The following is a 22,286-nucleotide window of genomic DNA, read 5'->3' as shown; positions in this document are numbered from 1 at the left end:
GGATAAGGTGTTAATGATTTATCCGGCACGTATTACGAGAAATATTGCTGCAACAGCGGCGCGTCGTTGTCCTGATTCGCCGGTGTTGCGGTGCTGATCGCCTGATTGCGGAACGGGATCACCTGCGCACGCCCTTCCGTATTCACAATCTGATAGAACTGCGGCAAGTTGAAGTTAATAAAGCTGGAACCGTAGGTGAAGCGGTCATGCGATGACGAGTAGAAACGGCTTACATCCCGCACCAGCTCCTCTTTGCTGCCTTCACAGTGATGATAGACTTCAGCGCGGTTGCTCTCATCCAGAATATAGATGTTAAAGCCTTCTTCACCGGTCTCTTCAAAGAAGAACTGAATAATCCCTTCGCTGGCAAAACCATCCACCACCGCCGGTAATTCGACGTGATTGGTTTCAACCTGCACGGAAAGGCCATGCAGTTTGTTATGCGAAATCGCACCATAAAACTCGATCGCGTTTTCCAGCTTCTGTACCGACACATTCAGGCGTTCAAAGAACAGCCCCCAGGTCTGACCCGCCACGCGCAGCGCTTTAAAGCGACCGGTTTCCTGACGCGTACTGGAAAGACGCAGCTCAATACACTCAGAAACCAGTTGCTGGACGCGGGTTCGAATCAGGCCGCGCAGATGCTGGCTGTAGCAGAACACTTCAACGCTGTCCGGCGGCGCCGCATCCTGATGCATTTTGCCGAGAATCGTTTTCAGCGCTTCGATCATCGCCTGCTCGCCGTTGAAATGCAGCGTACGCACCTCATTCCACGAATTACGGTAGAGCAGATCCACGCTTCCGACGAGGCAGTTTTGCTGCTCGCCGAAGCTGAAGACATCAAGCTTACGGAAGTCGAAATGCACCACCTGGTTACGAAACGCCGCAGTCGGGTCGTACTCCAGGTTGACGATAATCGCCAGATGACGGATTTCGCACGGGCTATAGAGTGCTTTCGGGGTCGGCGCAGGCAGGCGCAGCGGGAAGTGATGCGATACATCCGCCACCATCTCCTGCAGCTTCGCCAGATCGACCACATCATTGCCTTTAATAAACAGATGCGTGCGCGAGGTCAGCAACCCGTTAAACCAAGCCCAGGCCACCAGCTTATTCAGATAGCGGTTATATTCCAGCGGCTGATGGCTGACGATGGAGTCCATGTTTGGCGCGCGATTGTACAGATACCAGCCAGTGCGGTTGGCGCGGCCTGGCGGAACATGAATAAAGGTTAAATTGGGTTCGGAGAGATCCGGTGAAATCTGCGGGTTCACCAGCGTTACTTTGCCCGGCAACGCCTCAAAGGCGGCATACAGTTTACGGGTCAACACCCCGATATCCTGCGGGCTGGCGGAAACGCTCAGATTATTACGGCGAGCGAAACGGATCAGATTGCGATAGCTCTGCATCATCGCATCGAGCAGCTCATTGTGCGCTTCGCGTACCTGATCGATTTTCCAGTTGGCGCGATTGTCCAGCATAGCTACGCGCGCATCGTCCCAGCCCCACTCTTTTACCAACTGCGCGATCACTTCACGACGCCAGCCGACACAAGCGCGTTCACGGCTGAGCTTTTCGCACACTTTTAAGTAGAAACATCGACGCGCCAGATCGAGACGGGTGGTGTCTTCGATAGCAACCAGATATTGCGTCACGCGTTCCAGCATCATGCAGTAGTGATCAAGACCGAAGGAGACGATCTCGCCATCATGCAGACGCTGTTTAATATCTTTCGCCAGCAGGCGCGTGTTGGGATATTCCCAGGAATAAGCTTCCAGAAGCAGGGTCTTCAACACTGCTTTGTATGGGGAATCGATACTTTTATAGAGCTGCCAAAGGCTGGCGCCGAAGTACTCTTCCGCCGAAAGGGAACTTAAGCCGCCGAGATCCAGCCACTCATTTGGTGTCAGCACGCCCTGCGCATAAAGCGTCATTACGTAGTCGTCGTAATGCTCTTCTTCATCGCCCGGCACCATATTCCAAAGAATACGTTTCCCGGCAAGACGCACGGCGGTACGGTAAAATTCGTCAAGCAACAGTATATGCTGCGTCGAGCCACAATCCTCGCCGCCGAGACTGCCACTTTCGTTATGGCGGAAACGGTTTTCATCAATCAGGAAGAAGCTAACTTCCACGCCCAGCGACGCGGCCCAGCTTTCCAGCAGGCTGCATTTTCGCTGCAACAGTTGCCGCTCTTCGTTATCAAGCCAGGATTGATGACATACCCAGATGTCCAGATCCGAAGAGCAGCTTTGCCCAACGGATGACGTGCTACCCATAGAGTAAACGCCGGTGATCGGTAATTCGCCTTTTGGCGACTCCTGCGGCGGCAAACCACGGTGCAGTTCGAGTTCGTTCAGATAGTGAAGTTGGTTTTCATCAGGCGTGTAAAGGCAAATGCCCTGCGGAACGTTACCCTCAAGGTAACCCGGCATCAGCGGATGATGGTAGTGCAGTAATGTCGGCAGCAGACTGTAGACCTGCTGAAAAGCAGGCCCCATGGCAGCAAGCGCGCGTTCCACACGCAGTTGATTGATGGCATCCAGTCTCTGTTTCAGAGTCTCAATATAGAGGTACAAGACATATCGCCTGATGTTTACAGAAAATCCAAAGTCGCCGTTGCCATTTTTCGCCCTTATCTTTATAGGGGTACAGACGAAAAAATGGTCTAAAACGTGATCAATTTAACACCTTGCTCATTGACCGTAAAGAAAGATGCGCTACAAACCAGTGTAGCATCAAACACACTTTGTAAATTCTTAATTACGGCCCGCGCTGCGCCTGTATTGCGGGATGAAGCCTTCACTTCCCCCCGGCAATCCACCGCGAACACTGACACCCTAATGCAACAATGTTAGGATGGTCAGCGGACGATAATGACGGTAACAAGCATGTTAGACAATGTTTTAAGAATTGCCACACGGCAAAGCCCACTTGCGCTCTGGCAAGCACAATACGTTAAGGAACGCCTTGAAGCGAGCCACCCGGGGCTGACTGTAGAACTGGTGCCGATGGTCACCCGCGGCGATGTGATCCTTGATACGCCACTGGCGAAAGTGGGTGGCAAAGGGTTGTTTGTGAAAGAACTTGAGCTGGCACTGCTTGAAAACCGCGCCGATATCGCTGTGCATTCAATGAAAGATGTGCCGGTGGATTTCCCCGAAGGGCTTGGCCTGGTGACCATTTGCGAGCGCGACGATCCGCGCGATGCGTTTGTGTCGAACCGTTATGCCTCGCTGGACGAACTGCCACGCGGTAGCATTGTGGGCACTTCCAGTTTACGCCGTCAGTGCCAGTTGGCGGAACGACGTCCGGATCTGGTGATCCGTTCCCTGCGCGGAAACGTCGGTACCCGCCTGAGCAAGCTGGATAACGGTGAATATGACGCCATTATCCTCGCTGTTGCAGGCCTTAATCGCCTCGGTCTGGCTTCACGCGTACGCATGGCGCTGCCGCCAGAAACCTCGCTACCGGCAGTCGGTCAGGGCGCGGTCGGCGTGGAATGCCGCCTCGATGACACGCGCACGCGCACGCTGCTCGAACCGCTGAATCACCAGGACACTGCCGTGCGCGTTAAAGCCGAGCGGGCGATGAATACCCGTCTTGAAGGTGGATGCCAGGTGCCAATTGGAAGCTATGCTGAACTGATCAACGGCGAGATCTGGCTGCGCGGGCTGGTAGGTTCGCCAGACGGTTCAATCCAGGTACGCGGTGAACGCCGCGGCAAACCGGAAGATGCGGAACAACTGGGGATCTCGCTGGCGGAAGAGCTACTGGCGAATGGCGCCCGCGCCATTCTGGATGAGGTTTATAACGGAGACGCACCTGCATGAGCATTCTGGTCACTCGCCCATCTCCAGCCGGAGAAGAATTAGTCAGCCGGTTGCGCACACTTGGGCTGGTGGCCTGGAGCTTTCCGTTAATCGAATTTACGCCAGGCCGCGAGCTCGCTTCATTACCCGCGCGGCTTGCTGCTCTAACCGCAGACGATATGGTTTTTGCCCTGTCGCAGCATGCGGTGACATTTGCTCACGCCCATTTACAGCAGCTTGGTTTGCGCTTTCCTCCTCAGACTCACTATTTCGCTATCGGCCGCACTACGGCGCTGGCGTTGCATACCGTCAGCGGCATTGAGGTGCGCTATCCGCACGATCGGGAAATCAGTGAAGTGTTGCTACAATTACCTGAATTACAAAGTGTTCAGGGTAAGCATGCGCTAATCTTACGGGGTAATGGTGGGCGCGAAGTGCTGGCGGAAACGCTGGCGGCGCGCGGTGCTGAAGTTGAATTTTGCGAATGTTATCAACGCTGTGCAATATTTTATGACGGTGCTGAAGAAGCGATGCGCTGGCATACGCGTGGCGTGACGACACTGGTGATCACCAGCGGCGAAATGATGCAGCAACTGTTTTCACTTATTCCCCCCTGGTATCGGGAAAACTGGCTACTTCGCTGCCGCCTGGTTGTGGCGAGCGAGCGTCTGGCGCACCTCGCCCGGGAACTGGGCTGGCAGGACATTCGGGTCGCTGACAATGCCGACAACGATGCGCTGCTTCGCGCATTACAATAACTCTCATAATGGGAAGCCATAATGACGGAACAAGAAAACTCCTCCGCCGTGGTCGAAGAGACCAAAGCGGCTGACGGCGCAACGCCGCCGCCGGAGAAAGCAGAGAAGAATAGACGCGCTAACAGGACCAGCCTTGCGCTCAGCGCGATCGCCATCGCCATTGCGCTGGCGTCGGGTGCCGGGCTTTATGGCTGGGTAAAACAGCAAGTGGCGACACTGCATAGCAATAATGGCGAGATCGCCAACCAGGTTATCGCCTTACAGCAATCGCAGGATAAGCAGCGCGCAGAGCTGGAAGGCGTGATTAAACAACAGGCAGACCAGCTTGATGCCGCCAAACGTCAGAATGATGTACTGGCGAAGCAGCTTGATGAAGTGCAGCAGAAAGTGGCGACCATCTCCGGTTCTGATGCTAAAACCTGGCAACTGGCGCAGGCTGATTTCCTGGTGAAACTGGCGGGCCGCAAGCTGTGGAGCGATCAGGATGTCACCACCGCTGCCGCGCTGTTGAAGAGCGCCGACGCCAGCCTGGCAGATATGAACGATCCAAGCCTGATTACCGCGCGTCGCGCCATCACTGACGATATCGGCAGTCTGTCGGCCATCACGCAGGTGGATTACGACGGCATTATCCTCAATCTGAACCAGCTTTCGAATCAAATCGATAATCTGCGTCTTGCGGATAATAACGATGATGATTCACCGATGGACGACGACAGCAGCGAGCTCTCCGGCTCGATCAGCGAATGGCGCGTCAATCTGCAAAAAAGCTGGCAGAACTTTATGGACAGCTTTATCACTATCCGCCGTCGCGATGAAACGGCAGTACCGCTGCTCGCGCCGAATCAGGATATCTATTTGCGTGAAAACATCCGTTCACGTTTGCTCGTCGCCGCGCAAGCCGTTCCGCGTCATCAGGAAGAGACCTACAAGCAGGCGCTGGATAATGTTTCTACCTGGGTACGCGCGTACTACGACACCGACGATGCGGCCACCAAATCCTTCCTTGAGGAAATAGATAAGCTGAGCCAGCAGACGATCGCCATGAATTTACCGGAATCCCTGCAAAGCCAGCCGATCCTGGAAAAATTAATGCAAACCCGCGTACGCAATCTTCTGGCGCAGCCTGCCGTGACGTCTGAACAGGCGCCGGCCAATGCGGCCGCAGCGCAGGGAGAATAAGCATGCTGAAAGTATTATTGCTCTTTGCGCTGTTGATCGCCGGGATCGTACTCGGCCCTATGCTTGCCGGGCATCAGGGTTACGTGCTGATCCAGACCGATAATTATAACATTGAAACCAGCGTCACCGGTTTAGTGATCATTCTGGTACTGGCGTTGGTGGTGATCTTTGCCCTCGAATGGGTGCTGCGTCGCATTTTCCGCACTGGCGCGCATACCCGTGGCTGGTTTGTGGGCCGCAAGCGTCGTCGCGCGCGCAAGCAGACGGAGCAAGCGCTGCTCAAGCTGGCGGAAGGCGACTATCAGCAAGTTGAAAAGTTGATGTCGAAAAATGCCGATCACGCCGAGCAGCCCGTGGTTAATTACCTGCTGGCGGCCGAAGCGGCGCAGCAACGCGGTGATGAAGCCCGCGCCAACCAGCATCTGGAGCGCGCAGCAGAGCTGGCGGAAAACGATCCCATCCCGGTGGAAATCACCCGAGTACGTCTGCAACTGGCGCGCAACGAAAATCATGCAGCTCGTCATGGCGTGGATAAATTGCTGGAGATCACCCCGCGTCATCCGGAAGTGCTGCGCCTGGCTGAACAGGCCTATATTCGCACCGGCGCATGGACTTCTCTGCTGGATATCATCCCTTCGATGGCGAAAGCCGATGTCGGCGACGATGATCATCGCGATGTTCTGCAACAGCAGGCATGGATTGGCATGATGGATCAGGCGCGTGCGGATCAGGGCAGCGAAGGTCTGAAAAGCTGGTGGAAAAACCAGAGCCGTAAAACCCGTCAGCAGGTAACGCTACAGGTGGCTATCGCCGAGCACTTGATCGAGTGTGACGATCACGATACTGCACAGGAAATTATTCTTGATGGCCTGAAACGTCAGTATGACGATCGTCTGGTGATGGTGATCCCGCGGCTGAAAACCAATAATCCGGAGCAGATCGAAAAAGTTCTGCGCCAGCAGATTAAAGCGCAGGGCGATCGCCCATTGCTGTGGAGTACGCTGGGCCAGTCGCTGCTGAAACATGGTGAATGGCAGGAAGCAAGCCTGGCCTTCCGCGCAGCGCTGAAACAGCGCCCGGATGCGTTCGATTACGCCTGGCTGGCAGATTGTCTCGATCGCATGCATCAGTCGGAAGAGGCCGCGCTCATGCGCCGTGATGGTCTGCTGCTAACGCTGCAAAATAACCCTCCGGCCTGACGACCAGCCAAAAAAAAACGCCTGCCGGAAAGCTCAGGCAGGCGTTAAAACAGGTCTTTGACAACTAATGGGTGCTTCACTCAACGTTATGTCCATGGTGTTTGATGAGGCCGAAGCGACATCTGTCAGTGGACGATAAGCACCGTAAACGGCTCTGCATCATTCCTGAGTTTATGAAGCCAGAAGGCGAGCATAAGAGATGGAATGAGCATCTACATGAATATTATTGCACGTATCATGCCAGGCTTGCACTCTCAAATGGAACACAGTGCAAACTTTTAATAACCCAATAAATTCAACCCTCTCAGGACATCCTGCCACCCTCTTCACCGCGATCGTCGTCACAGTTTGTCGCCGCAGAACGACATTTACCGGGTGAATTATATTATTTATTTGAATTCAATAGATTAGATGTCTCCCGCAGGCGACAGTGTGGAAAGAGGTTGTCGTTGATAAACAACAGGCAGAAAAAGCGGGAATTAAAGGAACGCAGAAAACAAAAAACCCCGCTTTCGCGGGGTTCAAAATTGGTCGGCGAGAGAGGATTCGAACCTCCGACCCACTGGTCCCAAACCAGTTGCGCTACCAAGCTGCGCTACTCGCCGTTTTTACTGCTTTTTGAATTTTTTGTTCAATTTAAGTTGTGGTGCGAGGGGGGGGACTTGAACCCCCACGTCCGTAAGGACACTAACACCTGAAGCTAGCGCGTCTACCAATTCCGCCACCTTCGCATTCCACGAAACTTGTACTGCTAAATAATGGGGTGGCTAATGGGACTCGAACCCACGACAACTGGAATCACAATCCAGGGCTCTACCAACTGAGCTATAGCCACCACTGTAAATCTTTTCACGCGGTATCATGACGAATCACGAACCACCGCAGCTCAAGCGCCGGGTTTAAATGGCGCGCCCGACAGGATTCGAACCTGAGACCTCTGCCTCCGGAGGGCAGCGCTCTATCCAGCTGAGCTACGGGCGCGTAGCGCCGTTGCGGGGGTGGATAGTACGGACTTCGGGCGCGGCTGTCTAGTGCTTTTTTTAAGAAAATGCGCGTTTGGTTATGCTTTGCGCATTTTGCCTCTTATTCACCCACCTGCTGTGTAACCGCGTGTCGATTGAGGCCAAATACCTTATATGCCAGGGTTACTGCGGCAAGGAAGATAATGCCGACAAACAGCGACATACGGGTATCGTCATTGAATCCCATACCGATCAACACGCACACCAGGAACGCCATCGTCAGCCAGTTCGCCCACGGGAACAGCATCGAGCGGAACGGATGCGTGGCAATCGCCGCTTTGTGCGCTTTACGGAAACGCATCTGGCTAATCAGAATCACGAACCACGGCACCATTCCCGGCAATACGCTGGCGCTATAGACATAAACAAACACGCGCTGCGGGTTAGGAATAATGTAGTTCAGGCACGAACCGATCAGCAGAATAATAATAGAAATGGTCACACCCGCTGCCGGAACGCCGCTTTTCGACACTTTCGCCACCGCAGACGGTAACTGGCGGTTCTTCGCCAGCGCGTAAAGCATACGACCGCAACTGTACATGCCGCTGTTACAACCCGAGAGCGCAGCCGTCAGCACCACAAAGTTGATGATACCTGCCGCTGCGGTAATACCGATTTTGGCAAACGTCAGCACAAACGGGCTGCCGTTGGTGCCGATTTCATTCCACGGGAAGATGGTGACGATAACAAAGATGGCACCCACATAGAAAATCAGGATACGCCACAGCACTTTGCTGACCGCGCTACGCAGCGTTACCTGCGGGTTTTTGGCTTCACCGGCAGTAATACCGATAAGCTCAACGCCCTGGTAAGAGGCGACCACGATACAGAGCGCGGTTAAGAAGCCTTTCCAGCCACCGGCAAAGAAGCCGCCATGTTCTGTCAGATTGCCAAAGCCAATCGAATGACCGCCGTTGCCAAAACCGAAGAAGATCACGCCCAGGCCAACAATAATCATCACGATGATGGTGGTGACTTTAATCATGGCAAACCAGAATTCAATTTCACCATAAAGACGCACGGCCGCAAGGTTGGCCAACGCCACCAGCGCTACCGCAATCAGCGCGGGGATCCATTGAGCAAGCTCGGGGAACCAGAACTGGACATAAACGCCAATGGCAGTAATTTCCGAGATCCCTACGGCCATCCACATAAACCAGTAGGACCAGGCCGTCAGGTAGCCGAAGAAGGGGCTCATATAACGATGCGCGTAGACGGCAAAGGAACCGGCTACCGGCTCAAGAAACAGCATCTCGCCCATTGAGCGCATGATAAAAAAGACGAAAAGACCGGCGATGATATACGCCAGCAATACCGATGGGCCCGCCCACTTCAGCGTACTGGCGGCCCCCATAAACAACCCCACGCCAATGGTGCCGCCCAGGGCGATTAATTCGATGTGACGAGACTCCAGACCGCGCTGAAGCTCCGGTTTATTTTCAGCCATAAATCCTCTGTTGTGTTTGCTTCTTTCTTACCCGCTCCGCGGGCTATTGTTATGAGTTTTTCCTCAGCTCATAACAGGCCATGCTGCACCGGCCCGGAAATGGCTGGCGCAAAAACGCCGTGGCACTGCAAATGAGTGAGCGAATGGTTTCTTAAATTGCGGGAAATGGCAAACGATGTATAAGAAAAATCGACCCGATGCACAATAAAACAGCAGCTGGAAGGAAAGCGGCAGCGTGAAACGCTGCCTGATGAGGTCAGAATTTTCCGCTGTAGTGCCAGCGTAAATAACGCAGTAAGCGGAGCTGGCGTTTGAGCCGCGTAGGCTGCGAAAGCAACCGGTAGAGCCACTCCAGCCCCAGTTGCTGCCAGATCTTCGGCGCCCGCTTTACATGTCCGGTAAAGACGTCATACGTCCCGCCAACGCCCATAAACAAGGCATCGGCGTAAACAGCGCGGCAGTCACGCATAAAAATCTCCTGCCGTGGCGATCCCATCGCAACGGTGACAATTTTCGCTCCGCTGTCCCTGATACGCGCAAACAGCGCCTCACGCTGATCCGCCGTAAAATAACCATCCTGGCTACCCACGATATTGACCTGCCACTGCGCGCGCAGTTTCTGCTCGGTTTGCGCCAGCACCTCCGGTTTTCCCCCCACCAGAAATACAGGCGTACCTGACTGCCCGGCACGCATCATCAAATGTTCCCAGAGATCGGCACCGGCAACGCGTGAGACCTGCGCCTGCGGAAATTTCTTGCGCAGAGAGCGAACCACGCTAATACCATCAGCATATTTAAACTCTGCCGCCTCGATCAGCGCACGCACCACGGGATCGTCTTCCACAGTCAGCAGTTTTTCGGCGTTCATCGCCACCAGCGTGCCGCGTTTGATTTCGCCGTCAGCATAGAGGTAATCCAGCGCGTGCTGCATATCGCGCCAGCCGATGAGTTTCAGACCGCGCAGGTCATACAGCGGCGCAGCCGTCTTGTCCGTCATGTTATTCCTTTTTACACCTGGGAAAGGGGGTTCACTGCGCGCGCACTGCGATTACGTATCAGGCCAGCGCTGTCGAACAACCAGTACAGCAGTTTCGCCACCAGCACGCAGAAACCGAAAACGACGAGGAAGAACACCACGCGGGAAGCGAAAGCATCCAGTCCCTCACGCGCCAGCACGATCATATTGAAGATAGCGCCAAAGCAGAAACTGTGCAGGATCGCCGCTTTATAGCGGTTTGTTTCCCGATTGCCAAGTTTATACACCCAGTCAAACCACTTAATGATAAGACCCACCACCACCGCACCGAACGGAATAAACCAGACACCGCCCATCACCACCAGCGATCCAATCAGCGTCGGAGAGATAGCCAGCCCTGAGTGGTTATTCAGCACTTCCCAGGTAAAATAATTCGCCGAGTTCAACACAATACTCGGGCGGCCATGCCACAGCCAGGAAGGGATGAAAACGTAGAAATCGCGCACAATCGGCGCCAGTCCCTGAAAATCGATCTTGTCGTAGTTTTGCAGTAGCAAAGACAGATTTTCCCAGGGAGAAAAGGTATCGCGCGTCAGATACAAGAAGGTATAAAAGGCTTCATCACCGCTGACATTAAGCCCGTAGCGCTTCAGCGCCAGCCAGAACATCCCGACAATCCCCAGCACGCCCGCCGCTGCCAGCATCCACAGCGAAATCCAGCCGCGAATAATGCCGATAAACAAGAAGATAGCAAAAGCGATAATAATATTGGCGCGTGTGCCGCCGACGATCATGTACGTCAACAAACCAAATGCGACGGTGCTGACGAGGAAAAACAGCCATGCCTGCGCGCTCTGCCGCAGGAAATAGACCACCAGCATGGCCGGAATAAAGAAATAAAAGAAGCGTTTCAATGCAACACCGGAAACTTCGCTGGAGAAGATCTGGCTATAGGATTGCAGACGGAACAGCAAAAACCCGTTGTGCATGAAGAAGATGCCCACGCTGACCAGCGCGATAACCATCAGCATGATCCACGTCAGATGTGCCTCGACCCGATTAATGGTAAACAGCGGGCGGCGCGATACCTGCTCGCTTTTCGCCCGCAATCGGGTTTTGTACGTCACATAATAAATCGCGTAGAAACAGGCCGCGGCCAGCAGCGACTGCATCATCACGCCCGGCGGCGCGACGCCGACATTGAAGCGGAACACCAGGAGGCTGGTGAGCGGGAACCCAAAGAAAAACGTCAACAAAAAGAGCAGTGAAAAGAAGACGTTAAAATTGAACCGAACCCGGCGGAACTCAAACCAGGTTAGCGTGGCGATAAACAGCGTTGCCACCAGCCAGAGGATCAACAGACCGCAAAACTCAAGTGGACTCATCCGGCGATCCCCGCAGCATTGCGCAGCGCCTTATGCCAGAGCGCAATATAGTTTGGACTGAAGAAGGTGATGGCGTTTTTATCCACCGCGATCAATTGCCGCCGGGCTTCGCGAATCACCGTCTCATTCAACGCATCACCGGTAAACAGCACCGGAATATCTTCGGCCACCATATCGCGCCAGAACGGGTTTTCCCGGTTAAGCACACACGGCACCCCGGCCTGAATCAGCAAACAGAGCGTACCGATCCCCTGCTGGCGGGCAAAAATAAAATAGCCCAAATCACACTGCCCGAGTAGCGACAGATAGTCGTCAAAGGCCATTTTTTCACGCAGAATGCGCAGGTTTTCGGCGCTGAATAATGCCAGACCGGCACGATTTACCGCATCGATATAGCTGTCATTATTGGCCGGGTAGCCCATCGGCACAATGATATTCACCGTATCGCCGAACTGGCGGTGGATAGCCTCCAGCGCGGCAATATGTTCATTACTCGGATCGCCGGAGTTACCCACCAGAATCGTCAGCTTACCTTCCCGCTGCAACTCATGTGCCATGGTATTCAGCGCTGGATCCATACGCGTCGGGAAATAGAGCAACTCCCCGCGCACCGTGGGATTACGTTTCCCGTACCACGACAGATCGCCGCGGGTGGCAAAAACGCAGCCTACGCGGTGCTGCGCCAGCCTGCGCAGCGGATAAAAAAGACGGAATTTGAGGCTGTGCGAGACTTCGTACAGATCGGCGCCCCAGACATGCCAGTAAAATTGCTCGCGTTTGATAGCGCCGCGCAATAGCGCCAGCCACAGGCTTAAATTGAACTGGCCGTGGAAGAAAAAACGCTGTTGCCGATCCGCTTTTGCACGCGCAACGACGGCTTTCGCCAGCGCCTTTTTGTCCGCATAAAAGTGCAGCGTCAGCGCCGGGTATTCCGCACCTATTTCCGTGTCGCTGCTGGCAATCATAAACTCGCGGGCATGCGCGCCCGACGCAGCAAGATGATCGTTAAAGAAGCGTAATACGGTCTGGTTATGGTGTGGGATATCCGATCCCAGTACGTGAATCAGTGCAGTCATGCTTTCTTTCGCCAAATCAAAAACGCGCCACAACAGAGGGCGAAATAAATAATGTAAGTTGCCATATAGGCCTGTGCCGCACCGGCAGCACCGTGCGCGGGAATAAACCAGCGCGAGAACAGCGTGAGCAGAGTGAACTGGCTGATTTCCGCCAGAATGTAGAAGCGTAACGACGCTTTGGCAATCACCAGATAACCAAAGACGTAAGCGCCCACTTTCAGTACATCCCCGACCAGTTGCCAGGCAAAGAGATCGCGCATGGCGGTAAACTTGTCGGAAAACAGCAGCCAGATCGCCACATCACGCAACAGCCACACCGTCAGGCTCACCGCCGCCACCGCTGGCAACGCGAAGCGCAGCGATTTCACGATTTCGCGCGAAATCTCCTGTTTTGTCGCCAGCCTCGATAAAGTAGGTAGCAAATAGACACTAAACGAAGCGGTAATAAACTGAAGATAAGCATCGGAAATACTGCTCACCCCTTGCCAGATCCCCACCTCTTCCCAGCTATAATGCGCCGCCAGCAGGTTTCGCATCATCACATAGGCCAGCGGCAACGTTACCGATGTAATCAGCGCCATCAGGGTAAATTTGCTGAGCTGACCGGCTAAACCGTTGTCCCAGCGCGGCGCGAAGTACGCCAGCGGCACCGAACCGCGTCGAATCAGCAGCAACACAGCCGGGATTAGCACCAGCGCCGGAACCAACGCCATTCCCAGCAGCGCGCCCTGGTAACCGCCAAGCCGGAAACAGAGATACCAGGCCAGCACGCCAACCACGCTGCCGATAATCAGCGACAGCGCATTGCTGGCGGCATCGCGAAAGCCTTTCATCACCGCCAGCAGCAAGTTCGCCCATGCAATACCGAACTGCACCAGCGCCACCAGCCGCACCAGCCCCTGAAAATCAGGATGGCCAAATAAGCCCTGGCTGACAGGCGCAGCGGCAAGCAAAAAAACGAGCGCCAGCAGCGTTGAGAAGCCCAGCACCATAGCTGACGATGTGCCAACAACCGCACGCAACCGCGCCGGATCATCGTGATACTGGGCGACGAATTTAGTCACGCCATTGAAGATCCCGGCGCCAGCCAGCACACCCAACACGGTAATCAACTGGCGGAAGTTACCAGCCTGCCCGACACCTGACGGCCCGAAAGCCACCGCCAAAAGTTTGACCACCAGCAAGCCCGCGCCAATTTTGACCAGCGTGCTTGTCGCAGTCCATACCGATGCTTTTGCCAGCGACATGTCAGCGGAAATAGCTCAGAAGGGTGCTGATAACCGTGCGCTGGTTAACCGGCGCCAGATTGTAAAACAGCGGCAGGCGAAGCAAACGCTCACTTTCCACCGTGGTGTAGCGATCTTCGCCGTGGAATTCGCCAAATTTTTCCCCGGCAGGCGACGCATGCAGCGGAATGTAATGGAACACCGCCAGGATCTCCGCCTCTTTCAGAAAAGCGATCAGCGCACGGCGATCGGCTTCATCACGCAGCTTGATGTAGAACATGTGCGCATTGTGGCCGCAATCTGCCGGAATGGTCGGCAACGTAATGCGCCCGGCGCACGCCAGCGGTAGCAGCGCGTCATAGTAGGTTTGCCACAGCGCCAGGCGCTGCTGATTAATGCGATCTGCCGCTTCCAGCTGCGCCCAGAGATAAGCTGCCTGCAAATCCGCCATCAGGTAACTGGAGCCGATATCCCGCCAGGTGTACTTATCCACCTGTCCACGGAAAAACTGGCTGCGATTGGTGCCTTTCTCGCGGATAATTTCCGCCCGCTCCACCAGCGCGCGATCGTTAATCAACGTCGCGCCGCCTTCGCCGCCAGCGGTGTAGTTTTTTGTTTCATGGAAGCTGAAGCAGCCAATATGGCCGATAGTGCCAAGCGCACGTCCCTTGTAGGTGGACATCACACCCTGAGCTGCATCTTCGACCACAAACAGGTTATGCCGTTTGGCGATATCCATGATGGTATCCATCTCGCAGGCTACGCCCGCGTAATGTACCGGTACAATCGCCCGGGTTTTATCGGTAATGGCCGCTTCAATGCAGGTTTCATCGATATTCATCGTATCCGGGCGAATATCAACAAAGACGATTTTTGCCCCGCGCAGTACAAAAGCATTGGCAGTGGAAACAAAGGTATAGCTCGGCATGATCACTTCATCACCGGGCTGAATGTCCAGTAGCAGCGCGGCCATTTCCAGCGACGCGGTACAGGAGGGCGTCAGCAGTACTTTCGCGCTATGAAAATGCTGCTCCATCCACTGCTGGCAGCGACGGGTAAAACCGCCATCGCCGCACAATTTACCGCTACCCATCGCCGACTGCATGTAGTCGATTTCCGTGCCTACTACCGGTGGTGCATTGAAGGGGATCATAGAGTCACCTGTATAACCACAAAGCGGTGCTTTCCACGTTCGCGCCGCTCTGAATATATCGTTTAAGTGCCGCGGTATTCCCAAGCTGGGTCGCGACACGCACAAGAGTCAGTTGCCGCTGTCGCGCCCAGTGACACGCAGCCTGCATTAATTTTTCTCCGACGCCGCGCCCGGCCAGCAGGCCGATACGCGCCTCCTGCCCGTTAAGCTGACGCAGAGAAACAAAGCCCGCAATTTCGCCATTTTCACCGCGAAACAGCAGACATTGATGGTCAAATACGCCTTTTACTGCGTTTTCTATCCACTGCGCATAAAAGCGCCCGCTTGCATCAGGCGCATACCAGGGCGCACGAAAACGGCTCTGCACGAAGATCCCGGCTGCCAGACGGCGTAATTCAGGAATATCGTCGGAGGTGGCCACGTCGGCTGCGGGATCAACGCCCTGCGGCGATACCGTCAGCGAAAAGTCGATCTCGCCCTCTACCAGTTGAAAGCCAAGCGCTTGCAGGGCGTCCAGTTGTGCGGTTTGCGACGCCGCCAGCTTTACCTGCACGCGTTCCCAGGCGCTAAAATCCGTCACGCTCAGCGCAGGAGCCGCAGGTTGCAGGCGGACAATCGCACTGCGCACACCAAAAAAGGCGCTTTCCCAGGCCAGCTCTTCTAACGTTCCGTGAATTGCCATTTCGTCTCCTTTACGCCTTAGCGCCAGACGCCTTTGGTATCCACGATGTAGCGTTGCGTGATGCGGCAACTCTCTACCGCTTTAAATTCGTTGTGATCGACCAGCAGCACCAGCACATCGGCCTGCGCCAGCGCATCCGCGGTATTCACCAGCGACGCAAGGCTGCTCAGCGCTGCCGGAAGTTGATGGATATTCGGCTCGACAACCAGCGTTTCCCCGCTGTGCCACTGCGCAATATCACCGGCAATTTCCATCGCCGGACTTTCGCGCAGATCGTCAATATTCGGTTTAAACGCCAGCCCGAAGCAGGCGATTTTAATCTCGCTGGCGCGTTTACCGCTGGCTGTCAGGCAGTCGGCAACGGTGGCTTTAACCTGGTTCAGCACCCAGTGAGGTTTATAATCGTTCACCTCGCGCGCCGTACGGATAAGCCGCGCCTGCTGCGGGTTCTGCGCCACGATAAACCAGGGATCGACAGCAATGCAGTGCCCGCCAACGCCCGGCCCCGGTTGCAAAATGTTTACGCGTGGATGGCGATTCGCCAGACGAATCAGCTCCCAGACATTGATCCCCTGTTCGGCGCAGATTAACGACAGTTCGTTAGCGAAGGCGATGTTCACATCGCGGAAACTGTTTTCGGTGAGTTTGCACATTTCAGCGGTGCGGGAGTTGGTCACTACACACTCGCCCTCAAGGAAAATCTTGTACAGCTCGCTGGCGCGCGCCGAGCAGACCGGCGTCATACCACCGATCACGCGGTCGTTCTTGATCAGCTCTACCATCACCTGCCCCGGCAGCACACGCTCCGGGCAGTAAGCGATGTTCACATCGGCTGTCTCTCCCGCCTGTTGCGGGAAAGTGAGATCCGGTCGCGCTGCGGCGAGCCAGTCAGCCATCTGCTCTGTTGCGCCGACGGGCGAAGTGGATTCGAGGATCACCAGCGCGCCTTTCGTCAGCACCGGCGCAATGGATTTGGCCGCCGCTTCGACATAAGTCATATCGGGCTCGTGCTCGCCTTTAAACGGCGTCGGCACGGCAATCAGGTAAGCATCAGCCGCCACTGGCGTCGTGCTGGCCCGCAGATAACCGCCATCCACCGCCGCTTTAACCACGCTACTCAACTCTGGCTCGACAATATGGATTTCACCACGGTTAATGGTGTCCACAGCGTGCGAGTTGATGTCGATTCCCACGACCTGTTTGTGCCGGGAGGCAAAAGCGGCAGCGGTAGGCAGGCCAATGTAACCGAGGCCGATCACGGAAATGGTTGTAAAGCTCATAGTGTTATCCGATTGTTTTTAAGTGCGTGCAAAATGCGCCCACAGGCCTGTCCATCGCCATAGGGGTTGTGCGCATGGCTCATCGCTTGCCAGGCATCGTTATCGCGGAGCAGGCGCGTGACCTCTTCCACAATGCGCTGGCGATTCGTGCCGACCAGCTTTACCGTTCCCGCTTCGATGGCTTCCGGACGCTCGGTCGTATCCCGCATCACCAGCACCGGTTTACCTAATGAAGGCGCTTCTTCCTGAATACCGCCGGAATCGGTGAGGATTAGCCAGGCGCGATTCATCAACCACAAAAACGGCAGGTAATCCTGCGGCTCAATCAGGCTCACGTTTTCAACATGGCCCAGAATTCGGTTTACCGGCTCGCTGACGTTGGGGTTCAGGTGTACCGGGTAGACAATCTGCACATCATCATGTTGCGCGGCAATATCCGCCAGCGCATGGCAAATCTGTTCAAACCCACGACCAAAACTCTCGCGGCGATGCCCGGTGACAAGGATCAGCTTTTTGTTGTCATCAAGGAACGGATAGCGCACCGCCAGCTCTTCATAGCGGCCGGAAGTATTCATTACGCTGTCGCGCACCCAGAACAGGGCGTCAATCACGGTATTGCCCGTCACAAAAATATGGTTGTCGGCAACGTTCTCGCGCAGCAAATTACGGCGAGAATTTTCTGTCGGCGCAAAATGATACATTGCCAGGTGGCCCGTCAGGGTACGGTTGGCTTCTTCGGGCCAGGGCGAAGAGAGATCGCCAGTGCGCAGCCCGGCTTCCACATGACCAACAGGAATACGTTGGTAAAAAGCAGCAAGGCTCGCTGCAATGGTGGTTGTCGTATCGCCGTGCACCAGCACAACATCCGGGCGGAACGATTCAAGAATTGGTTTCAGCCCCTCAAGAATACCGCAGGTGATTTCCGTCAGCCCCTGTCCGGGGCGCATGATATTCAGGTCATAATCCGGAACAATCGAGAAAAGGCTCAACACCTGATCCAACATTTCCCTATGCTGCGCAGTGACGCAAACTTTCGCCTCAAAGTCAGGATCTTTTGCCAACGCATGTACCAGCGGAGCCATTTTGATAGCTTCTGGTCGTGTGCCGAATACGGTGAGTACTTTCACAACGATTCTCTTTGTTTTAGAGGATGAAGGCCCCGTGCCTTCATCTCAGGCGTCGCTTAATGTATACGGCGACGTGTTAATGCCACCCCGGCGCCGACTAACACCCCAACGATACCCCAGATGATCATCAGGAAAACACGGCGCGGGCTGTCGCGTTTCACCGGCTCCTCCGGTGTACGCAAGTAACGATAAGTCTGGAAACGCGGATCCAGCGTAGGCCCGACGTTAAGTGTATTCAGCATCGCCCGGTTTTGATCATAGTCCAGATCGAACTGAGGCCCCACAGCCTGTAAGTTCTCAAGGCGCGCCTGCAACATCGGGCGGCCTAACATAAACAGTTCCGAATCGGGTAACTCGTCGGGTGGAACCTCGGTTTCATTACGCGAAATATTATGCTGCTCGGCCACCTTCAGCGCCTGCTCAACATTATGCAGGCGACGGTTGTAGATCGCTTTCGCCACCTCTTCCTGGCGTTTAACCTGGGCTTTCATCTGGATGGTACGCGCGGCCCATGCCCCTTTCAGCTCATCGTTTAAATGGCTGGCGGCACGCTGACTGGCGAAAGCCACATACTGGCGCAACAAATTGTTCGCATCCGGCGCGGTTTCAGCAATCAGCTTAACGCTATCATTCAGATTGCGGGCCGCATCGCCCGGCGTGTACTGGATATTGTTGATTAACTCATCCAGCGTTGCAGCATCAGCTTTACTGTTCCCGACCAGACGCTGCTTGTAGTAGTCCGTCTGCAACCAAAAATCACGGCGCGTGTCCCATGAAGCCAGTTGCACAACAAACTCTTTATAGGATTCATCCATTACCGAAGGTTGTTCGACAGGCGCCAGATTCGCCTTCACATCCAGATTACGTAAAAACTGTTGCTGGGAGTAAAATCCGCCAAGCATGTTAACCGTAGGGCTATCCGTAATGGCCGTCGCACTCCATTCCTGCCGCGCAAAGAAAGTCCAGGCCAGCGCAATCAATGCAAACAGCAGCGCCATCCCCCCAATCCACAGTTTTCCTGCCCACAAAGTACGAAACAGTCCTCGAATATCCAGCTCATTTTCCGTACCCGCTGAAGGTGTTCCCGACAATGGTTGAGTCATCGCTTTCCCGGATTTACTTGGTTAGTGTTGATTTAGACGCGCTGTGACGGCGCATTCTGCGTTTAACTCGTTTCATTAAGCGCGCGACTTTCCAGGCGCGTTTGATGCAGTAACCGTATAAGAAGAATGCCAGCAAAAACAATGCCAACATTACCCATTCAGGAATAAAATGAAGGTACTCCGTCACGACGCCAATGCTGGCGAGTATTGCCGCAGCGAGCGTGATGAGCACAAATGCCTGACGGGAACTGAAACCCGCCCGCATGATGAGGTGGTGAATATGCTGACGATCGGGTGAGAACGGACTCATACCTTTACGCAGACGTCGGTAGGTAATCGCCACCATATCCATCAAGGGGATAGCAATAATCCATAACGCCGTCACCGGGCTTATCGGGTGGGTCTTACCCTGAGTCGTTTCCAGTAAAATCCAGATAATGGTGAAACCAATCAGCGTGCTGCCGGCATCGCCCATAAACACTTTATAACGCCGCCCCAGCAGGCCAAGGTTGAGCAGAATATAGGGCAGAATTGCCGCGATCATGGCAAAGCACCACAGCGCCAGGCTGGTCTGGCCATCAAACCATAAAATAATACCAATCGCCGCAAACGAAACGCAGGAAAGGCCGCCGAGCAGGCCATCAATGCCGTCTACCATATTAAATGCGTTAATTGCCGCCCAGACAGCAAACAGCGTAAGCAGATAGCCAAACGGCCCCAGCACCATCTCCCACGATCCAAAGATGTAGCCGAGGCTGCTAAGGTAGAGATTACCGGCCCACATCATTACAACGGCAATCACCGTCTGAATAGCTGCGCGAGTTTTGACGCTGATATCGAAACGATCGTCCAGCGCCCCGACAAACGCCAGCACGCCTGCGCAGGCAAGATAAAGACCAACGTGGGGAATGTAGTAGTCTGTGATGCTGAAAGTGAAGCAAATCCCGGCGTAAACTGAAATACCACCAACCAATGGGATTAGTCCCTGGTGTCGTTTTCGGGAGTTAGGTTTGTCTACCAGGCCAACGTGCTTCGCCATTTTTCGGGCGAAGAACAGGAAAACCGTTGTAAACAAGAAAATACCGAATAATTCAGTAATCGCAGTGGATAAACTCACAATGCATGCTCTCAGCAAATGTTGATCCTGGCAGTATAACGACGTTGCTACACTCCATAAAAGGAGAATGCAGGTCAATCACAGGCGTTATTGTTTGCTTTTCAGCCAAATGGAAGGTTTTGACCTTCGAAACGCCATCCAGCCGTCGCCAGTGTTGGACAATACCTGTCCTGGTGCATATAGCGTATAGCCCAGAAATGAAAAACGCCACGTAAAAACGTGGCGTTTCTGAGGTTTATTTGTATTAAGAGCGCTTCATCATGTCGAAGAATTCATCATTTGTCTTCGTCATCGCCAGCTTGTTGATGAGGAACTCCATTGCATCAATCTCACCCATTGGATGGATGATTTTGCGCAGGATCCACATCTTCTGCAGCTCTTCCTGAGTGGTGAGCAGCTCTTCTTTACGCGTACCGGAACGGTTGTAATCAATCGCCGGGAAGACGCGTTTTTCTGCGATCTTACGGGAGAGATGCAGCTCCATGTTACCGGTGCCTTTAAACTCTTCGTAAATCACTTCATCCATCTTCGAACCGGTATCGATCAACGCAGTCGCGATAATGGTCAGGCTACCGCCCTCTTCCACGTTACGCGCAGCACCGAAGAAACGCTTCGGACGATGCAGGGCGTTAGCATCCACACCACCCGTCAACACTTTACCGGAAGCCGGAACAACGGTGTTGTAAGCACGCGCCAGGCGGGTGATGGAATCCAGCAGAATGATAACGTCTTTCTTATGCTCAACCAGACGTTTGGCTTTTTCGATAACCATTTCAGCAACCTGCACGTGGCGGGAAGCCGGTTCATCGAAGGTAGAAGCAACCACTTCACCTTTTACCAGACGCTGCATTTCCGTCACTTCTTCCGGACGTTCGTCAATCAGCAGCACCATCAGTACGCAATCCGGATGGTTATACGCAATGCTCTGCGCGATGTTCTGCAGCAGCATAGTTTTACCCGCTTTCGGCGGCGCAACAATCAGACCACGCTGACCGCGACCGATAGGCGATGCCAGATCCAGTACGCGAGCGGTTAAGTCTTCGGTCGAACCATTACCACGCTCCATACGCAGACGAGAGTTTGCGTGCAGCGGCGTTAAGTTTTCGAACAGAATCTTATTACGCGCGTTTTCCGGCTTATCGAAATTCACCTCGTTAACTTTCAGCAGTGCGAAGTAACGTTCACCTTCTTTAGGTGGGCGAATCTTACCTGAAATGGTGTCACCGGTGCGGAGGTTGAAACGGCGGATTTGGCTGGGGGATACGTAGATGTCGTCAGGGCCGGCGAGGTAGGAGCTGTCTGCGGAACGGAGGAAACCAAATCCATCCTGCAGAATCTCCAGCACACCGTCGCCAAAGATATCTTCGCCACTCTTCGCGTGCTGCTTCAGGATGGCGAAAATGATGTCCTGTTTGCGCATACGGGCCAGGTTTTCCAGCCCCATATTTTCGCCGAGAGTGATCAGCTCAGAAACCGGCGTATTCTTTAATTCGGTAAGATTCATAATGGTGTGGGTTCTTAAACTCGGGGTAAATCTCGAACTTAATGTTGTGAATGGTATGGCAGGGTCATCCATGCCTGTTAACGGCCATCAACTCATATCTGATCGGTGCCTGGTCACAAGAAAGTACGCAGAACTGAAACGATAAGACGGAATGAGTGATAAGCCCGGAATCTGTTTACTTCCGTCGCGGCGATATTGCTCTGCGGGAAGTATCGGGTAATGCAAGGTTCAAACAACTAA

General features: G+C 54.3%; 17 protein-coding genes and 4 tRNA genes. 4 read left to right on the top strand and 17 right to left on the bottom strand.

What is annotated here, in order from left to right:
• Positions 1-32: 32 nt before the first annotated feature.
• Positions 33-2,576, bottom strand: a complete 2,544-nt coding sequence (gene cyaA, locus CWM66_RS26815) for a class I adenylate cyclase (protein WP_035889543.1) — start codon at positions 2,574-2,576, stop codon at positions 33-35.
• 312 nt (positions 2,577-2,888) lie between these two features.
• Between cyaA and hemC the strand changes: the two genes are divergently transcribed.
• Genes hemC through hemY form a run of 4 tightly spaced genes read left to right on the top strand, consistent with a single transcriptional unit; the run spans position 2,889 to position 6,948 of the window.
• Positions 2,889-3,830: a hydroxymethylbilane synthase gene (hemC, locus tag CWM66_RS26810; protein WP_144136358.1), complete on the top strand. Its 942-nt coding sequence runs from the start codon at positions 2,889-2,891 to the stop codon at positions 3,828-3,830.
• The gene (gene hemD / locus CWM66_RS26805; RefSeq protein ID WP_007369171.1) at positions 3,827-4,567 is read left to right on the top strand and encodes a uroporphyrinogen-III synthase; all 741 of its coding nucleotides are present in this window, start codon (positions 3,827-3,829) and stop codon (positions 4,565-4,567) included. The genes hemC and hemD overlap by 4 nt, the downstream gene beginning before the upstream one ends.
• 21 nt (positions 4,568-4,588) lie before the next feature.
• Positions 4,589-5,749 (top strand): uroporphyrinogen-III C-methyltransferase, encoded by a 1,161-nt coding sequence (gene hemX / locus CWM66_RS26800; RefSeq protein WP_107147682.1) that lies wholly within the window; start codon positions 4,589-4,591, stop codon positions 5,747-5,749.
• A 2-nt stretch (positions 5,750-5,751) separates the two neighbouring features.
• Positions 5,752-6,948 carry a protoheme IX biogenesis protein HemY gene (gene hemY, locus CWM66_RS26795; RefSeq protein ID WP_107147681.1) on the top strand — a complete coding sequence of 399 codons (1,197 nt, stop codon included), beginning with the start codon at positions 5,752-5,754 and terminating at the stop codon, positions 6,946-6,948.
• Positions 6,949-7,476: 528 nt separating this feature from the next.
• Here the strand turns inward: hemY and CWM66_RS26790 are convergent.
• From CWM66_RS26790 to rho, 16 genes are all read right to left on the bottom strand, one after another.
• Positions 7,477-7,553 (bottom strand) — tRNA-Pro (locus CWM66_RS26790).
• A 39-nt stretch (positions 7,554-7,592) separates the two neighbouring features.
• Positions 7,593-7,679: transfer RNA gene (locus CWM66_RS26785), tRNA-Leu, on the bottom strand.
• Positions 7,680-7,707: 28 nt separating this feature from the next.
• Positions 7,708-7,783 (bottom strand) — tRNA-His (locus CWM66_RS26780).
• 69 nt (positions 7,784-7,852) lie between these two features.
• Positions 7,853-7,929 (bottom strand) — tRNA-Arg (locus tag CWM66_RS26775).
• Positions 7,930-8,031: 102 nt separating this feature from the next.
• Positions 8,032-9,417: an amino acid permease gene (locus CWM66_RS26770; protein ID WP_035889546.1), complete on the bottom strand. Its 1,386-nt coding sequence runs from the start codon at positions 9,415-9,417 to the stop codon at positions 8,032-8,034.
• 256 nt (positions 9,418-9,673) lie between these two features.
• Entirely contained in the window at positions 9,674-10,414 is a 741-nt protein-coding gene (wecG, locus tag CWM66_RS26765) for a lipopolysaccharide N-acetylmannosaminouronosyltransferase (RefSeq protein WP_007369176.1), read from the bottom strand.
• A gap of 11 nt (positions 10,415-10,425) precedes the next feature.
• On the bottom strand, positions 10,426-11,778 hold the full coding sequence (gene wzyE / locus CWM66_RS26760) for an ECA oligosaccharide polymerase (RefSeq protein WP_007369177.1): 1,353 nt from the start codon (positions 11,776-11,778) through the stop codon (positions 10,426-10,428).
• On the bottom strand, positions 11,775-12,854 hold the full coding sequence (locus tag CWM66_RS26755) for a TDP-N-acetylfucosamine:lipid II N-acetylfucosaminyltransferase (protein ID WP_007369178.1): 1,080 nt from the start codon (positions 12,852-12,854) through the stop codon (positions 11,775-11,777). Before CWM66_RS26755 ends, wzyE begins: the two co-directional genes overlap by 4 nt.
• Positions 12,851-14,101: a lipid III flippase WzxE gene (gene wzxE, locus CWM66_RS26750; RefSeq protein ID WP_035889548.1), complete on the bottom strand. Its 1,251-nt coding sequence runs from the start codon at positions 14,099-14,101 to the stop codon at positions 12,851-12,853. Before wzxE ends, CWM66_RS26755 begins: the two co-directional genes overlap by 4 nt.
• Position 14,102: 1 nt before the next feature.
• Positions 14,103-15,233 (bottom strand): dTDP-4-amino-4,6-dideoxygalactose transaminase, encoded by a 1,131-nt coding sequence (rffA, locus tag CWM66_RS26745; protein WP_090398670.1) that lies wholly within the window; start codon positions 15,231-15,233, stop codon positions 14,103-14,105.
• 4 nt (positions 15,234-15,237) lie between these two features.
• Complete coding sequence (rffC, locus tag CWM66_RS26740; protein WP_007369181.1) at positions 15,238-15,915, bottom strand: dTDP-4-amino-4,6-dideoxy-D-galactose acyltransferase; 678 nt, start codon at positions 15,913-15,915, stop codon at positions 15,238-15,240.
• A 17-nt stretch (positions 15,916-15,932) separates the two neighbouring features.
• Positions 15,933-17,195 carry a UDP-N-acetyl-D-mannosamine dehydrogenase gene (gene wecC / locus CWM66_RS26735; RefSeq protein ID WP_107147680.1) on the bottom strand — a complete coding sequence of 421 codons (1,263 nt, stop codon included), beginning with the start codon at positions 17,193-17,195 and terminating at the stop codon, positions 15,933-15,935.
• Positions 17,192-18,322: a non-hydrolyzing UDP-N-acetylglucosamine 2-epimerase gene (wecB, locus tag CWM66_RS26730; protein WP_071531955.1), complete on the bottom strand. Its 1,131-nt coding sequence runs from the start codon at positions 18,320-18,322 to the stop codon at positions 17,192-17,194. Before wecB ends, wecC begins: the two co-directional genes overlap by 4 nt.
• A gap of 56 nt (positions 18,323-18,378) precedes the next feature.
• A complete protein-coding gene (wzzE, locus tag CWM66_RS26725; RefSeq protein WP_035889550.1) occupies positions 18,379-19,425 on the bottom strand; it encodes an ECA polysaccharide chain length modulation protein in 1,047 nt (348 codons plus the stop codon).
• A gap of 13 nt (positions 19,426-19,438) precedes the next feature.
• Positions 19,439-20,542 (bottom strand): UDP-N-acetylglucosamine--undecaprenyl-phosphate N-acetylglucosaminephosphotransferase, encoded by a 1,104-nt coding sequence (gene wecA / locus CWM66_RS26720; protein WP_007369185.1) that lies wholly within the window; start codon positions 20,540-20,542, stop codon positions 19,439-19,441.
• A gap of 244 nt (positions 20,543-20,786) precedes the next feature.
• A complete protein-coding gene (rho, locus tag CWM66_RS26715) occupies positions 20,787-22,046 on the bottom strand; it encodes a transcription termination factor Rho (RefSeq protein ID WP_004386383.1) in 1,260 nt (419 codons plus the stop codon).
• Between the last annotated feature and the right edge of the window lie 240 nt (positions 22,047-22,286).

The sequence above is a fragment of the Kosakonia sp. H7A genome (assembly GCF_003028445.1).
Lineage (GTDB): Bacteria > Pseudomonadota > Gammaproteobacteria > Enterobacterales > Enterobacteriaceae > Kosakonia > Kosakonia radicincitans.
The sequence above is the reverse complement of the archived record's forward strand: the minus strand, read 5'-3'. Positions and strand labels throughout refer to the sequence as shown.